Below are 16,303 nucleotides of genomic sequence, written 5' to 3' on the forward strand. Positions count from 1 at the left end.
ACACTGACAAGGGCGCCCTCTGTGTCACGTGTCAGGTCCAGCGACTTGAGCAGAAAGAAATCGGTATAAGGTTGGGCGGAGCGGTGCATCGCCGCTTGAAACTCGGGATCAACCCAACGGGCGTCGCGCGTAGCGAACCAGTCGCGAAATGCTCCTTGGGTGGGCGTATTGCGCCGGCTGGCCCGCGTCGTGCTTTTCAGCATGGTCGAAAAGCCTGGCTGATCCTGGTTCAGTCTCCGGCCCACTTTGCCCGTGGTCCGGGCGTCATCGGCCGCGCGGATATCCAGAAACAAGGCTTCGTAAAAGGCCTCGTCGAAAGGATGCCCGGCTTGAAGGTGTTCAGCTGAGCGGGGAAAGTTGTCGGCATAGGTCGGGCTATGCACCGCACCGGTCAGCAACCCGATGATTGGCATTGCGAAGAACACAAGCACCAATGCCAGCAGTGGTAGAACCAGAAACGCGGCGGAGCGGGTTTTCCGACGATTTGCTCGGAAAAGCTCCCGTTTGAGGCTGGAGGCCTTCGGTGCAACTGGGTGGGGCCTCGCTTCGGTGGACGAGAAAATTGAGGTCATGATGATGCCTTTGGAGCAACAGAAATGGCGGGCTGGTCGCGGGGAGACAACAACCAGCCCTTGGGAGCGGTGATCAGGTTACCGGGAGGCCCAGTTGTTGAACCGCTCGTTCAGCTCTTCGATGTGGTCGATCCAGAAATCGGTGCTTTGGTGCAGCGCTTTTTCCAGATTTCCAGGGGCTGTCGGCAGCTGCGGCTGCACCTCGGCAGCGACGACTGTCGCAGCAGTTGGATGGATCGTGCCATAGGGGATGGCATTGGACAGAACCGCCTGACGCTCGGCCTGATTGGCGAGGTTCAGGAAATCATAGGCCGCATCGAGGTTCTCGGACCCACTGACAATCGCCCAGCCGTCCAGCGTATAGACCTGCCCGTCCCAGATGGTGGCAAAGTCCTGGCCCTCGGCCACGGCGGTCGAGATGCGACCATTGTAGGCGCTGGTCATGACCACATCGCCCGCAGCCAGCCATTGCGGCGGTTGCGCGCCGGATTCCCACCACTGGATGTCACCCTTGATCTCTTCGAGCTTGGCAAAGGCGCGCTCGACCCCTTCGGGCGTGGAAAGCACTTCATAGATCTCGTCCGCCGGAACTCCGTCGGCCAGCAGGGCGATCTCCAACGTGAACTTCGCCGATTTTCGCAGAGCGCGCTTGCCAGGCCAGCGTTCGGTGTCCCAGAAATCGGCCCAGCTTTGCGGACCGTCGGCCCCGAGCTTGGCCTCGTCATAGGCCAGGATCACCGAATAGACGATGGCGCCCACGCCGCAATCGCCCATGGCGGCGCTGTCGATGAACTGGTCCTTGCCGCCCAGCCGGTCCCAGTCGATCCGCTCGATCAGGCCCTCGTCGCAGGCGTTCTCCAGTTCGGGCGCTTCCATCTGCACGACGTCCCAGGTGACGTCATCGGTTTCGACCATCGCTTTGATCTTTGCCAACTCGCCATTGTAGGCCTCGTCGCGCAAAGCGCCGTAGGTCGCAATGTAGGGCTCGAAGAAAGCATCGCGCTGTGCTTCCTGATAGGCCCCGCCCCAGCTGATGACCGTCAGATCACGGGCCTGTGCAGCAGTTGTGGCCATCAGTGTTGTAAGGGCAATACCGCCCATTAGTTTGGCACCAAGTTTCATTTTTTCCTCCCTTGGATGGTGAATTTATTCTCTGAGTTTTTTCAGTATGCGTGCTCCGACCTCTTCCCCGATCGGGAATGCTGAGGTTGCCGCTGGCGATGGAGCGTTGCAGACATGGATCGATCGGCGTGTTTCACGCAGCAGGAAATCGTCGATCATCTTGCCACTGGCATCGACAGCTTGCGCTCGAATGCCGGGTTCATAGGGTTCAAGATCATTGAGAGAGAGATTCGGGCAGTATCTTTGGCAACGCTTCAGATAAACGGATTTCAGCAGCGAACCGCTGAGCTCATGAAGGCCTGGCTGCAGGCTGCGCGCCATCAGTTTCCAGAAGCCGGGAAAAGCGAGGGATTGCCCAAGGTCGCGCCAAACTGGACGGTTGGCCGAATAGGTCTCTCGCCCCAGCGAAAACATCGCATTGGGTCCGACAGTGGAATAGCCGCCGATCATCTTGGTCAGATGAACCCCCAAAAATGGAAGTGAGGGGTCGGGCACGGGGTATATCAGGTGGTTGACCTGAACTTTGGAATGATCTGCGACGCGATAATATTCCCCGCGAAAGGGAATGATGCGGAAATCATCGCCAACACCGGACAGCGCAGCGATCCGATCTGCCTGCAAGCCAGCGCAGGCTACAACAAGACGCGTCGACAGCTCACCGCCAGATGTGGCCACTACGGTTTCGTCCGTTCGTTCCTCCAGTCCCGTGACGGCCTGCCCGAGCAGGAAATTCACCCCGGAGATTTCTAAGGTCTTGTGCAGTACCCGGCAGATCTCGCCATAGTCGACGATACCGCTGGCCGGGGAAAACAGAGCGCGCACGCCGCGGACCATGGGCTCGCGCTCGGCAAGCTCTTCGCGGCCAACTGGCTGGACAACCTGCCCGTTCTGGGTGGCGCGACGTTCCAGTTCGTCCAATGCGGTCAGTTCAGACGTGTCGGTCGCAACAATCAGCTTCCCGCAATTCTCATATGCGATCTCATGGGTGTCGCAGAATGCTTTCGTAGCCTTGGCACCGGCGGTGCACAGTTTGGCTTTGAGGCTGCCGGGCGCATAATAGATTCCGGCATGAATGACACCGGAGTTATGCCCAGTTTGGTGCTGGCCGGGTCCGGCCTCCTTGTCGATGATGACAATTCTCCGATCAGGCTCCGACTGGTGCAAAAAATGAGCAGTCGCAAGGCCGATGATGCCCGCACCAATGATTGCCACGTCATATGGGTCGTCTGGATTGTGCATAGATACCCCTTAGTTTCGTGAAAGAGGTTGTATGCGTTGGTTCGGCGGCTATAAATTCTAACATGAATAACTTAAGTTAAACATAACAGAACTAAGCGGCCTTGATGGAGTACCCACGATGCGACACCGCTCGCCCTTCAGCGGAAACCTATCGGACGTTGATGTCTCGTTATTGCGTGAATTTCTCGAGATCGTATCGGCCGGAGGAATTACGGCCGCAGAGGCTCGTCTAAACAAAAGCAAATCAGCCATCAGTATTGGGCTTTCCAAGCTCGAACAACGTCTGGGAGTGCGTCTCTGCGAACGCGGCCGGTCTGGCTTCGCTATGACAGAGCAGGGCCGCCTCATCCACACAGCGACCGAGCAATTGATGAACGAAATCAATCGGTTCTCCGATTTTGTCGGCTCTGCCTCCCACCGGCTGGAGGGTGAAATCAGTGTGATGATCGACGACAGTTTTGTTTTCGAGATGGAGCAACCCATCGCAGCAACTATAGCAAAGATGAACGAGAATTATCCGGAGTTGAGTCTGAAGATAAGGATGACGGCCCCTGACCGAGTGTTGGAGTCCGTACTCGAGGGCAACGCCGACCTCGGTTTTACCGCGCTGATACAGACAAGTGATGCTCTGGATCTCACGCCCTTGTTTGAAGAGGAAATGGGACTCTTTTGTGGAGCAGATCACCCGCTTTTCGACGTGCCCGGATCCGAGCTAAGCTATGAAGTGCTGCAACGCCACAGCTTTGTCCACACCGACGTCACACAGAACGAGGATTTTAGAACCTTCCTATCAGGGCTCAGTTTCTTGGCCTCTGCACCAACCATTCTCTCCCGGATGCTATTGATTTTATCATCCCGATACCTCGGATTCGTTCCATTGCGTTTTGCAGAGTTTTGGGTGAACAAAGGATCAATAAGGGAACTTCCGATCCCCGGGGGTCGCGTGAAGAATGGTTGCTACCTGATTCACAGGAAGTCGCGCCCCCTGGGAATGGCCGCAGGGATCTTTAAGGACAACCTGTCTAAGGAGGTCAGGAACCACGTCAAGGCTTCTTAGTCTAGTGGTGATCCAAATCAGATCGAATGTCTTTTACTATTCAGACCACCTTTTCTTTGAGGGGGAGTTTTCGCAACCCACTTTAGAATGTGCCCCTGCTTCACCCAAAGAGCTGATAAGGATTATTATGGTAATTCTGAAAGGCCATTTAGTAGAGTTCATGCTGGAGTTGTGCTTGTCAGGCCACTCCTTAGTTGAGGATTTGCCAAAGGCCCTCGCACAAGTGAACCACGTACCTGACCTTCACCTGAAGCCAAATGCCTCGGTGAAGGTTAGGCTGGGCCGTTTAAGTAAGTCCAATAGACGCCTCAATCGCTTTTCGAATGAAGGTCCGGCCGGAACCTGAAGCATTTTGGAATTCAGTTGAAGAAAAGTCGATCTGTCCAGCCGGTTCCAAAATCTCTTCGAAGTAGCCTGAGCTGATGTCCTTTCTTTCAAATGCACCAGACGCTAGCTTTCGCAGAATGTCGAATATGGCTTGCACACCTATGGTCCGAAAGATGTAAGAACTCTCATTCGCGTTTTCCCAAAAAACTCGGTCTGCCGCTTTCAGATAGTTTAGAACCATCTTGAAGATCACTGCGTCGTTGCCTTCGATGTAAGCGCTTCTTAGGGGAGATTTATCTTTTGGGCCTTCCAAGAGTACATTTCTGGTATGGGCTTCGCCTTCTCGCATTAGATTGGCGTCTCGCTTGGGATTGCTCGAATAGAGCCTCATAATTCCGTCAACCGCAACGGCAGTCGAAATTCGCCATGCGGCTTCAGCGGCAATTTTCTCCAGTCTCGAGTCCCGTTTTGGCGCAACCATGATGCGGCCTCGCAAAGGTGAGTCCTTGTCCGTTGCCAGCTTACGAGCAAAAAAGACAGCCAACTTGTCTGGAGTCCAGTACTCTTCTGGCTCGTCAGAAACATTATACCCGAACAGTTCAAACGTTAAACTGCGGTCAACCCGTTTCTGAGTAGAGTTAATCGTTGCGAAAATCTGGGCTTGCAGAGCTTTGGGAAGGTCGATGAAGATAGAACAAATCAGGTTCATGCTCCGCAGTGCTTCCGGACTCGCTTTTGCAAAAGAAAACAGCCTGTGTTGGCCATCAATCACCGCTGCAAGTTTGGCTTCCGACGGGATCGTCAGTTTGTGACAACCATCATCTGATACTTGAACACTCCATGCACTTGATACGCCATTGGGCTCTTCGCCTTCCTCCGCTGCGATGTCTTCGTTTTCGGATTGATCGAAGCCGGTCTCACGGTCGTAGTTCGCAGCGACTATAATTGAGTTTGGAAAGGCTGAGTCGACACGATTAATGTATGCAGCAATTTCCGACAGGCGTTTGTCTTGTATCACCCGTTGTGTTCCTTCAAGCGAATAACCCACTCCATCTGGGTTAAGAGACGCGCTCATTCTGTCGCTTGCGCAGACGCGAAGTAAAAGTTCGGCTGGAAGTACGGCAACATAGAAACTGCCGAGACGCTGGTCGACCCGGAGAGCAGGTACTGTGAAAGGGAACTGAATATCCATTAATCTACCTTAAATTCGTTCAAGTTACCTTTGATTGCTCGGTCGGTACTGCCGCCTGTAGCAGCATCGATGGGAGCATTTCGATAGGTCAGGTCGTCTCCGTTGGTAAACCACCAAAACCAAACTGCTAGAATGCCAAAGCCAAATGCAGCGTTTAGGCAAAGTCCTGGGTGAAGTGAAAAAAATGCTGCGATGATGCCAATTCCTACAAAGGAAAAAAAGCAAACTAACAACGAGAATGAAATCAAGATCTTGTCCGACCTATCGGTTGATTTCAAAATTAACTGAAGCGATGCAGAGCCGATCAAGGCGGGAAAAAAGGTAGATAAGGCAGTTAGAAGACCATCTACTTTCCAATTTTGATTCAGCTGGCTCTTCGCAACCTCAACCCATATCCCCAGCCCACCCAAAACGACGATCGCGAGAATAAAGTAAAAGACGAAAGGTACACTCTTGAATGGGGCGAAAGTGCGCCGACGAATCTCGCGACCGAGGTACTGCCAATCACCCATTTGATTTGCGTCAGTACTGGTTTTGGTCAAAATACTCTCCCTCACTGCGGAATACTTAAGATTCTTTTTCTAAGAAGTGGCTCGTTTGGAACAATTTTTTTGCTGTACTGCATTCGCTGTGTTTAAGCACTATGCTAAAAATTTGCCAGTTCAGTTATGTCGTCAAGTATCGTTTGGTCGCTCTCCTCCCTGTGAATGAGGGTCAGTAGACCTTCTCGCCAGTCTTGCTTGCCGTCTGAGATTTCGCGCTTCATGATTTCAAGGCCACCATTCGCATATTCTTCAAAGCATAGGACACGCTCGGCTTCGTTGGATGGAGCCAGCATCTTCGGATCATTGTTCTCTTCGATGGCAATCATGCTCATGATGGTTCGATCAAAGTCACCCCTGAACACTTCAAGATCGATAGGTTCTGAGCTCTTCTGAAACGGCTTCCGGTTTCCTCGGCGGAACCCTAAAGAAGCCGCAAAGACAAGAGCGTCCTTAAAGGTTTGGAAAATGCCTTCGTCACGAAGCTCACTCAGCATCTCTTCAAATTCGGCGGGGCGTCTTACTCTAGTGGCCAAGGTAGCCCTCCTCAATTTTTGTGAACTCAGGACCATCAGTACGTTTTACGTACTCTGTGTCCTCTTCGCGCCCTTTCGATTTCGGAGCGTGGTAGACCAAGCTATACTCTTTTCCGATAAACGGCCGGCACTTGTCGTCGACTTCCTTGCTCCATTGTGAGTTAGACGCAAACACGATGACCTGGTCGGCTAGATCAGGAATGTGTTGTGCGATTTTCTCACGGTATTCGCGATCCAGAGCGCCAAACGGAGAGTCCATGATCAGTGGGTAAACACCACCCTTGAAAAAGGTCGTTTTCGCCTTGTTGCGTTCCTTTGCGAGGTTAACCAAGCTCGCAATGAAACTCAGGCTGATGACCTGGTTCTCGCCAGTCGACTTCTCAGAGACGGGTTGCTTCCCCACCCCCGGAACGTCCTTGAAAATTCTTAGAGTGTAGTCGCGATCAATCTCTGCATAGAAATCCTTGCGGAGAATGCTTTGGAATGTGTCATTCACCTTGGTGGAAAGGTGGTGGCGTGTCTCTTCGGCCAGCGCTTCGTGCAGGTTGTCGACCAGGTTTTTACAGGCCTCGGCAAACTCAAGCTTCTGTCTGGCCAGGTCTTCCTTTTGAGATTTGGATTGGACCTTCTCAATCTCTTTTTTGACCTTGGCTAGGTCGTCGTTCAGCAGTTCGATCGCATCCTTTGCCTTGACGACTTTAAGACGCTCGTCAGCTTGTAGTTTTGTCAGCTCGTTTCGCCGTTCTTCGAGCCGCTTGACATCTTCGATATCAGAAGACCCCAAGCTACTGCTAATCTCGTCGAGCTCTTCTGCAATCGCTTTTAAACGCTTGTCGTAGTCGCTCTCTTTTGCTGACCAAGCAGATAGCTGTGCATAAAGCCTGTTCCTCTCACGAGGCATAGCTCTCAGGTTGCTCACGACATCTGTGAAAGCGGCCTCAAGATCCTCACCAGTGGCTTGATCGCGATAACCTTCAATCGCGGCTCTAGCTTGAGAGCCTTCCTGTAGTTCTGTTCCACATATGCACTTCGCATCGTGCAGCAAGTCATCAATGAATGTCCTTCTGATCTTGTAAGGCAGCTCACCCTTCTTACGACAATCCTCCAGAACGTTTGAGACTGAGGCTACTGTATCGTTTAGAAAAGCCAGTGCGCCCACTTGCGAGACCAGCTCCATTCTCTCTTGGCTGAGCTTCTCGAGGTCGCCTTCGATGGTGCCTTTCTCGGCCTCTAAACTTCGCCTCTGTTCGGCCTTTGCCTTTACATCAGCAATCTGTTCATATGAAGCGTTGATAGCGTCAAGTTCTGTTTGGAAGCCATTGCTTGATTTCGACGCAGTGTTCCGCTCCAGTTTGCGTTGATCGATTTCTGTATTGATCCTCGACTCTTTCTCAAGAAGATTGCGGTAGTCAGCTGAAGCCGTTTCACTAGCTTCTTTCCTAAGATCCTTGATCACCAGGCGACCAAGGTGATCACTTGCACGGTCTATGATTTCCAAGCCCATCAAGGTCTTGATGGCATCTCGGATTTCGCCGGAAGCAGACACATTCGCCAGTTTTTCGATGCGCTCTCCGTTGAAGAAGAAGTATGAGTGCATCTGCTCAGGTATCAATTGGTTTATCCGGTTGGCTGGGTTTTTTGCCGTTTCATATTTGCCCCGTTCATCTATCCAAGACAGAGTCGGGACAGACTTTCCAATAGGCTCGGCTTCTAGCGCTTCGCCTGTACGCCTGAATTCCTGTTTTCGGTGAACGGTATATGTCGATCCTTCATGTTCAAATTCAAGCTCAAGGCTGAGCTCCGTGACCGCTCCCGGAGCGACTTCAGACAAAGCAAGTTCGTTAAGGATTGTTTGCTCGCCGGTGTCGAAATCTGTCTTGCCGTATAGAACCCACTTGAAGGCGTTCAAAAGTGAGGTTTTCCCAGAACCGTTTTCACCATGAATGACGGTAATCCTTGAGGTGTCGTCAGAGAGGAATTCGAGCTCACACTCTCCGTGGAATTGACGGAAATTTTTGATTTTTAGACGAAGTATTCTCACCGCTTTACCTCACGCTCGATGAGTTGTTTGATCCGCGCAGCAATCTCTTTTTCAGCACTACCCGCGGCCCCAAGATTTCGATAGCTCTGATATTCGTGTTCAATGGATAGAATTTCATTCACGACTTTTCTCGCCTTCGGAGAAGCCGCTTCGAGGATTTGCTTTGGGGACTTACTGTGCTCGGGCATTTCTTACGTCTTTCTGAAATCTCGTGGGTCATACCTGCTAATGGTCAAGGAGGTTGAGGCTCTTCTTGATCTCAGTGATCACTGAGAGCGCTTCTCCATGGTTTTCTGCAAGCGTAGCAAATTCGTTGAACCTCGCCAGTTCTCGTTTCATCAGAGACCGCTCTACGTTGGATGGAGCTTGATCTGACAATTTTTCCAGATCCGGTACAACGATAAAGTCATAGATATATGCACGATTCTTCCCTTCAGAGCGCCGAAGGACCCGCCCCCGTCTTTGGACAAATTCTTTTGGGTTTGAAGATGAAGCCAAGATGTACGCAGTCCGCGTCATTGGAACGTCGACGCCTTCATCTAGGCATCGGATAGCGAGCAGTGCTTGTATATCTCCAGCTGCGAACTGTTTCAGCAGTCTCGACCTCTCGTCGTTGTTCTCTTCTGAAGTGAACGGGCTTGCTCTCAGCCCTAATTCACCCCCTACCCTCGCAAGAGCGGAATCGATATATCGCTGACCATCATCCTTGCTGTCGCCGCAATAAATCAGAGTATGGGAGATCTCCCCCTGCTGCTTAAGAAGCTTGACCAGTTCCGGTAGTTTGTTTCGCGCTTTGCCTACCAGCCGGGCCCGTTTAATCAATAATCGGTTCAACTGTTCGCTCTTGTCGCTATCCGGCTTGGCTGCCTGGCCGAATAGCCTACCAATACGCGTGGAGAGTTCTGCATACTCATCTTGTTCGTCTTCGTCTAAGTGCACGAGGATCGGGTAATAAAGATATCGGCAGAGGTGACCTCCGCTGATCGCCTTGTCTAGGCCGTAGTCCAAAACAATCTCGCCGAAATACCTCTTTAGACCCTCAGTACCTTCTTCATCCCCGTAGCGATCAGGCGTCGCTGTCAATCCCAGACGAAATGCAGCGCTCTCCGGGAGCGCTTGTAGGTTAGACGGCGCACCCAGATTATGCGCTTCATCGCCAACAAATAGGATGTTGCCACCGAAAGATCCAAGAACAGACTGGAATGGCTTGTCTGCCATAGAGGCATTGACTGCGATGAGCATTACATGCTGCGTTGCCTTCGAGCGCAGCTCATTCAGGCGCCTTTGGCATTCTTCCATCCAGCGGTGGACGCCGCCGTAGCACAAAACAGGCTTGAACCCGAACTCTTCAGCCTCTCGGGCCCATTGTTCTGCAAGATGTTGATAGGGAACCGTTACAACGATGCAAAGTTGACCGTTCTTCTGGGCAACAAAATCATTCAACCTCGTCACTGCTGTCAAAGCAGTCACTGTCTTGCCGGTTCCCGTTGCCATGTGGAGAATCCCGCGGCCATTGTTCTTGAACCACTTGCGTATCCCCTCTTCTTGGTAACCGCGTAGGCGACCGTCAGTCAGGAAGTGTTCAGGTACACGGGGAGAACTCGGTTTTTCTGGCGGAAACAATTCGTAGTGTCTGGAGCTATCTCGTGCTGCACTGACAAACCGCTCAAGATCGGCTGAAGATGGATCAAACAGCGCCAAGTTCGGATCTAGTCCTCTCCACATTCGGTCAAAGGACGCTGCGATATGATTATTTCTTTCGAGGCTTTCGCTTGATTTCCAATCGCAAAACACGCTGAAAGCTTCCCAATTTGTACCAGCTCCGCCGGTCAAATTGTACGATCCTTGAAAGCCTACTCGGTTTCCGAACTCATCTGTGAAGATGCCCTGTTTGGCATGCATAATTCCGGAAAGCCTGTTCTTCGGAATACCAACTTTAAAGGTCAGTACGCCATCATAGAGAAGCCAGCCAAGCGCTTCGCGCGTATGTTGCGTAAGGTGCACATAGAGATCGTCGTACGATCGAGAAATGAAATCTTGGACAAGTTCATCCGACAGCTGACCATCAATCTGAAGGCTCTTGAAATCTTCAACAGACATTTCGGGTGAGATCACCCACCTGGCTTTGCCACCGTTGAGTGCGAAGCTTGCCATGCCATGAGCTGCATCGCGCAACCACGCACTGCTAAAGTACCCGACAGCAATGTCATATTGATGCGCGTGCTCAAGAACTGGATCAAAAAAATCCGCTACAGGATCATGCTCGCTCGTCGTGACGTAAAAAGGGAGTTTCAGGGTTTCAAGGGACATCAATCAATACCAAAGTCCCCGAGTATCATCCCGAGCATTTCTTCACCTTCTCCCGGGTCGTCTTCCTTGATTGTGAACAAGTGGTCGAGACGTGTCAGGTCAGACGCATCCTGTGATTTGAGAGCATCTTGCACCGCTTCAAGGTCTGGCACTCCTGCACACCCATGTTCTAGAGTTTGATCCCGAAGTTCAATGTATTTTGAAACCACTTCGGGCAGCTCAGTTGTTGTAACGATCTTTTGGTTCACGTCGAAAATATCGCGGTTTTTCAAGAAGCTCAGGAGCGGCCGTGTCTGAATTTCGCCCCAAACGGGGCTCAAGATTTCTGAGAGAGCAAATGCCGTTCTGGGACCGCCCGCCAATGCGATTGCGCAAGCCAGTATCAGGTCTGTTTGGCGTTCTTCTTGACCGATGGCCCTTACCACTAGATCAAAGCGGCCCCGGCCGACCGACACCGCCTCAGGCGAGTTTTCCAGTCCAATTGATATCGACGTTGTGAAAACGTCTCTTCGGCCTTCAAGCTCCTCGGCAATCTCCACCAACGTCATCGATCGCTGCGCTTCTGTCAGTACGGCCAAGACTTCTTCGCCAAGGCCGCGGAACTCAGACTTGTTTTCATCAGTTGCGAGCCCGATCATCAGGCCTCTCTTGGTCACGAAACGCTCGTCATCCTGTACAATGCCCAGAAGCATGTAAGGTCCAAACGAGATCCCAAAGCGTTCAGTCTCGCCCTGGAATAAGTCGGAGAACAGAACTTTTGCGCTTATGAACCCGCCGACACTCTCCAGGTGACGAAGCGTACGGTCTCGAATTTCTTCAAGATCGTTGTCCGTAAGACTGAGGTTCTCGTAGAGATCATATGTTCCTCTTTCGACGATGAGGGCTTCTTCCAGCCCAGCAAGCGTGCTCCCGATATGATGAATGCTCTCGTCTTTTGCGAAGACTTCGTGCATCCGAGCCCGGATTTCGTCGCAATGCATAGCGTGCCCCGCTTCGCGAAGGATGAGAATACACCGCACTGAACTAGGCAAACGCGGAGCAGCTCTTACAAGATCTCCTTCGAGAGAAGCCTCAAAACGTGCTGACAACTCGCCCTTAATTTCCGAAAGCGGATAGTCGGGTAGTGAGGCGGCAATTTCTGACAAACGGATCGGCAGTTTTTGTTCGCCGATTGCGGACACAATTCGCTGCCGAAGTGACCCAGACAAGTCTTCCGGCTCATGGCTCATCGTGAGCAAGTCATGTTCTTGCACCCAACCTGCATCGGTTCGAATGCTCTCAGCGTCGAGGTACGACCTCAAGTCGCCGTACGCCAGGTCGACCGCAAGACGCTCCTCTGGAGCCAGTAACTTGCTCACAGCACTTATCTGTTCCTCAGAGACGATTTTCCGATTCTTGAAGAGCTTTTCCAAGGAGCCTTCTTGCTCCAGTGCGCCGATCAGTATTTTTATTGTGCGCTTCGTTTGGAGCTTTTGCTTTGCCTTCTTCTCAATCTGACGAATGCGCTCTCGGGTCACATCATAGCTAGAGGCGACTTGTTCGAGCGTTTCGGTCTCGCCGCTATTGATACCATACCGCCGATGCAGGATGTCTTGTTGTCTTTCATTGAGTGAAGAGACGGATCCTGCAATAACTTCAGCTACCGTCAATTCCTCGATTGAACTGCTCTCGGAAGCTTTAATGTCTTCAGGCTTGATGTTTCCGAGTTCTATGATTTTAGCCAGCGATGAATCAGAGAGTATGTCGCCATGCAGTAAGCTTCTTAGTTCGGGCGCAATCCTCGTATCAGCGCCACAAATTGAAAGGCGCGCTTCAATCACACGAGAAACAATCTGGTTGAGCTGTTCGATGCTCTTACGTCCGCAGCCAGGTAGCGAACGGATCCGCAAGGAGGTTTCATCGTAAGTCTTCAAGAAGTCTCCAAAGCTACTTCGATTTTCTTTTTGATCAATTTTCAAAAGGTTCGCGAGCCTGGTCGGTGGCGACCATTCAAAGAGCTCGTCAGGATACTGCATCCCGGATAAAAACAACTCAGCTACTTGGTTTGCTCTCTTGTAGGTCGTTTCTTCATCAAATGCCCCTGTTGTTCTACCCGTTTCTTTGGTCGAAAAAGCAGCAACGCTTCGCACAATCTCGTCGAGTTCAGATGCTGACTTTTTGCCAAGGTTTGGTAGCTTTAAGAACGCATTTCGAGCAATTTCCGGTGCTTCCATGTATTCTCGTACAGTGTTTATGGGTAACCGATCAGAATTTGCGGTGATTGCATTGAGAAGTCGAACAGAGCAATCAGCCTCTCGTATTATCTCGACAATACTAGTTGGCGCATCCTCCCATTTCTTTCGGTTGATTTCGTTCGCTTGTTTTTCAGCTGCGCTTTTGCGCACCAACCGATCAAGCTCGTTCGCTAGCTTTGCGCCGAAATTCTTGAGCTGCTCGAAGCTCTCGCGCGCTGAATCGGGTGCCAACATGTAGTCGTTGAGCGTCGTCACTGGCAGTTCATTTTCAGGACTTCGCAGCACATTGATCAGCCGCGTTGATGCGAAACTCTGTATCGCCAGATCAAGAAGGTGTTCTTCTTCCAGTGCATTTTGAGAAGCAGGCCGAACTGGCTGACGTGGCCGGCTGCTAGAAGTGTATGTAGCTTGCCTCTTGGAGGGGCTACCCTGACTCGGCTCGTCGATGGCCAAGGCCAATTGCAACACGGTTAAATCATCGTCAGAATTCGCCCGAGCTTCCAGCTGATCATCGGGCGCTTTGTCAGCAGCCTGCGCCCAAGCGGTGTCTGTCTGATCCGCTTCAGGAGCGTTGAGCGCAAATTCAAACTTGTTGCCTTCTATTCTGTCAAAGGCTCTGGGCGAATTCTCCAACTCATGCACGGGAGCCGGTTGTGTGGTCTGTAATGGTTCCGTTGCGGTGAGGCTTGATGCTGGTTCAACTGTCGAACTCGTTGATGTGTCCTTAGTGACTGATGCGGCCGAATGATCTTGTCCATCTGTTGCGACAGATGGAGCCGTTGAAACAGTCTTCACTGTTTCCCTGCTCACGAGAGCTTTGAGTTTCTTACCCAGTCTTGAAAGCATGTTGCCCGCTTACGGCCTCCGATAACCCTCTAGAAAAGCGCCAAAAAAAAGCCCCCTTTCCTCCTCAATCTACCAACTGAAATCAATAAATGCTATGTGTTTTGAGGGGTGTTGGCCCAGAATGCTGCTCGCTATGGTTGATGATTATTGGGAAAGATCCTTGGATAGTAAATGAACAGTCTGGAAGACGTATTGCAAGATCAGTTGCGGCGGCAAAGTGAACCTTTCGACGCCCTTTGGGCCTGCCGCACCATGGTCTCTGATGGCGCGTACTTGGCGTCCCTGAGAGCCCACGCCCTACGAGTTCTTCGGGTGATATCCAGTCTTTCAGGAGGAGGCGGTAACAGCTCTGCGTGGGACGGGGTGTATCATAACCTTCATCAAGCATTGTCGCTGCAACGCATTGGCCTATACACTGATGTTTTTAACGACAGCACGATGTGCAGTTCGGCTGGCGCCCATGACGATGCCATCTCAAAAATGAAAGAGAGATTTGTCGCCGGTCAACTTGTCTTCCACGGGGCATGGAACGCCTTTGAGATTGCCGGTAAGACCCTTTTCCCGCAGGAAAGGGAGAGGGTTTCGACGACGGCCGTTCGCCACAAGTTAGAGAGATTCAGCTTCCAACCGTGCTACGGATTGAAGGAAGCGATGCATGAAGCACACCGCACTGCAAAAGCGTGTGTCAATTCAAGGGAAAAACCTTTCAAGGAGGCCATCGCTTCGGGCAGCGACTTAGCTATATCGGCTGAGCTGCTGCGTCAGTTCCGAAACGGTATGCTTCATGGGAAAATCGAAAACATGATCCCTCACGAGTACGACTATGGCGCGCAGTCGGATGATCTCATGTCTGGAACCCTTGCTGCTCAAACGGAACTCTTCCACGCTCAGATCCGCCTTGTGCTATTTCTGTTGCAAGCCATCATCGCTCGAGTGGAGGCCGACCATGATGTGTGGTTTGGTGATGGAGTTCATGTGTGGGAGCTCATCTTTGCGCTGCAAAAGGAAATACCAAAAGATGCGTTTGATGACACCGAAGAAGACACAGATGCGCCAGGCTTGTTCATGGATCAAAAGTTCATCCACGATCTTTAGTAGCGATCACCATTTATGCGGCTCTATGCGCTGCGTAAGAGCAATAGCTCTTGGACCGCTTGAACAAAGAAATCAGCTACGCGTGAGATATCTTCTTGACTGGTCTGCCGCCCTAAACCTAACCGGAAGGCGTCACGCGCCCTTGGAGTTTCGCCGAACATTGCTAGCAGGACGTGGGAGGTTTCGACATGTTCCGTGGCGCAGGCGCTCGACGCAGAGAAGCAAAGATCGTTCCTTAGCTTCTGCATGAGCGCCTGTGGGACAACGCCGTCGATTGTGAGCGACATTGTGTTTGGCAACCGCGCTTCAGTGTTCCCATTGACGTGCACGGATAAGGCTCCTTTGAGTTCCTTTTCGAGTTGGTCTCGCAGGGCACCAATACGATCCCGGTCATGGTCTATGTGCTTTGAAATGAGTTCAAATGCATGTCCCAACCCCGCGATGCCAGGTGTGTTCAAGGTCCCTGCCCTTAAACCTTTCTCTTGTCCGCCGCCAAACATCACTGGGGCCAAGTTCACCCGTGGCTTTCGGATCGACCTGTAAAGGGCCCCTATCCCTTTCGGTCCATAGGCCTTGTGTCCGGAAAAACTCGCCAAATGGATGGGCGCGTTTTTGAGATCAAGTGGCACAAGAGCAGAAGCCTGCGAGAAGTCTGTGTGAAACAGCGCCCCGGCTTCCTCTGCAAGCTGGCCTGCCTCCAAGATGGGTTGCAAAACGCCCGTCTCATTGTTGGCGGCCATGATAGAGACCAAGCCAGTCCGATCGGTTAAAGCCTGAGCCAGCTCATCTAGCGAAATCTGGCCACCTTCATCAACGCCCAGTCGCGTGACTCGTGCGCCTTGGCCTTCGAGAAAGTCAAAACAGGCCAGAACCGATGGGTGCTCAATTTTCGTGGTGATCAGGTGGGGCCGTCCTGCCGCCTTCAGAATTGGAAATGCACCGAGGATCGCAAGGTTGTTTGCTTCGGTGGACCCAGCTGTGAAAACAAGCTCGGTTTCCTTGCAGCTGACATGGGCCGCTATCTGCCCGCGCGCAGTCTCGACAATCCGTGCCGCTGCCGAGCCTTGACTATGTTCAATACTTGACGGGTTGGCATAGCTGTCCCGACTGACCCGTATAACTGTCTCCAAGACATCCGGATCAATTGGCGTTGAAGCATTGTGATCGAGATAAATCGGTGCCGACATCGT

Annotated in this window: 12 protein-coding genes and 1 pseudogene; 2 read left to right on the forward strand and 11 right to left on the reverse strand. The window is 51.9% G+C overall.

Features of this window, described 5'->3' with window-relative positions; genetic code table 11:
• The 3 genes and pseudogenes from ACR0C9_RS20320 to lhgO all read right to left on the reverse strand — a co-directional run.
• Positions 1-572 (reverse strand): annotated as a pseudogene (locus ACR0C9_RS20320) (hypothetical protein); the annotation flags it as partial.
• Between the two features lie 78 nt (positions 573-650).
• Positions 651-1,694 carry an ABC transporter substrate-binding protein gene (locus tag ACR0C9_RS20325; protein ID WP_480504077.1) on the reverse strand — a complete coding sequence of 348 codons (1,044 nt, stop codon included), beginning with the start codon at positions 1,692-1,694 and terminating at the stop codon, positions 651-653.
• A gap of 24 nt (positions 1,695-1,718) precedes the next feature.
• Positions 1,719-2,906 carry an L-2-hydroxyglutarate oxidase gene (gene lhgO, locus ACR0C9_RS20330; RefSeq protein WP_480781910.1) on the reverse strand — a complete coding sequence of 396 codons (1,188 nt, stop codon included), beginning with the start codon at positions 2,904-2,906 and terminating at the stop codon, positions 1,719-1,721.
• A gap of 145 nt (positions 2,907-3,051) precedes the next feature.
• Between lhgO and ACR0C9_RS20335 the strand changes: the two genes are divergently transcribed.
• The gene (locus ACR0C9_RS20335; protein WP_170627290.1) at positions 3,052-3,990 is read left to right on the forward strand and encodes a LysR family transcriptional regulator; all 939 of its coding nucleotides are present in this window, start codon (positions 3,052-3,054) and stop codon (positions 3,988-3,990) included.
• Between the two features lie 286 nt (positions 3,991-4,276).
• Here the strand turns inward: ACR0C9_RS20335 and ACR0C9_RS20340 are convergent, their stop codons facing one another.
• The 7 genes from ACR0C9_RS20340 to ACR0C9_RS20370 all read right to left on the reverse strand — a co-directional run bounded on the left by ACR0C9_RS20340 (position 4,277) and on the right by ACR0C9_RS20370 (position 14,018).
• Positions 4,277-5,509 carry a DNA phosphorothioation-associated DGQHR protein 1 gene (locus ACR0C9_RS20340; RefSeq protein ID WP_170627288.1) on the reverse strand — a complete coding sequence of 411 codons (1,233 nt, stop codon included), beginning with the start codon at positions 5,507-5,509 and terminating at the stop codon, positions 4,277-4,279.
• Positions 5,509-6,021 carry a hypothetical protein gene (locus ACR0C9_RS20345; RefSeq protein WP_480781911.1) on the reverse strand — a complete coding sequence of 171 codons (513 nt, stop codon included), beginning with the start codon at positions 6,019-6,021 and terminating at the stop codon, positions 5,509-5,511. Before ACR0C9_RS20345 ends, ACR0C9_RS20340 begins: the two co-directional genes overlap by 1 nt.
• Positions 6,022-6,155: 134 nt before the next feature.
• A complete protein-coding gene (locus ACR0C9_RS20350) occupies positions 6,156-6,587 on the reverse strand; it encodes a DNA phosphorothioation-associated protein 4 (RefSeq protein ID WP_170627283.1) in 432 nt (143 codons plus the stop codon).
• Positions 6,577-8,628, reverse strand: coding sequence for an AAA family ATPase (locus tag ACR0C9_RS20355; RefSeq protein ID WP_170627281.1), 2,052 nt, complete (start codon positions 8,626-8,628; stop codon positions 6,577-6,579). Before ACR0C9_RS20355 ends, ACR0C9_RS20350 begins: the two co-directional genes overlap by 11 nt.
• Positions 8,625-8,816 carry a hypothetical protein gene (locus ACR0C9_RS20360; RefSeq protein ID WP_170627279.1) on the reverse strand — a complete coding sequence of 64 codons (192 nt, stop codon included), beginning with the start codon at positions 8,814-8,816 and terminating at the stop codon, positions 8,625-8,627. The genes ACR0C9_RS20355 and ACR0C9_RS20360 overlap by 4 nt, the downstream gene beginning before the upstream one ends.
• Positions 8,817-8,853: 37 nt before the next feature.
• Positions 8,854-10,938 (reverse strand): DNA phosphorothioation system restriction enzyme, encoded by a 2,085-nt coding sequence (locus tag ACR0C9_RS20365; protein WP_170627278.1) that lies wholly within the window; start codon positions 10,936-10,938, stop codon positions 8,854-8,856.
• Positions 10,938-14,018, reverse strand: coding sequence for a sigma factor-like helix-turn-helix DNA-binding protein (locus ACR0C9_RS20370; RefSeq protein WP_170627275.1), 3,081 nt, complete (start codon positions 14,016-14,018; stop codon positions 10,938-10,940). The genes ACR0C9_RS20365 and ACR0C9_RS20370 overlap by 1 nt, the downstream gene beginning before the upstream one ends.
• Before the next feature lie 171 nt (positions 14,019-14,189).
• Here ACR0C9_RS20370 and ACR0C9_RS20375 point away from each other — a divergent pair, with 171 nt between their 5' ends.
• On the forward strand, positions 14,190-15,113 hold the full coding sequence (locus ACR0C9_RS20375; protein ID WP_170627273.1) for a hypothetical protein: 924 nt from the start codon (positions 14,190-14,192) through the stop codon (positions 15,111-15,113).
• A 23-nt stretch (positions 15,114-15,136) separates the two neighbouring features.
• On the opposite strand, the gene ACR0C9_RS20380 is transcribed toward ACR0C9_RS20375, so the two are convergent.
• Positions 15,137-16,300 (reverse strand): cysteine desulfurase family protein, encoded by a 1,164-nt coding sequence (locus tag ACR0C9_RS20380; RefSeq protein ID WP_170627271.1) that lies wholly within the window; start codon positions 16,298-16,300, stop codon positions 15,137-15,139.
• Between the last annotated feature and the right edge of the window lie 3 nt (positions 16,301-16,303).

This window comes from Ruegeria sp. C12 (assembly GCF_056537745.1).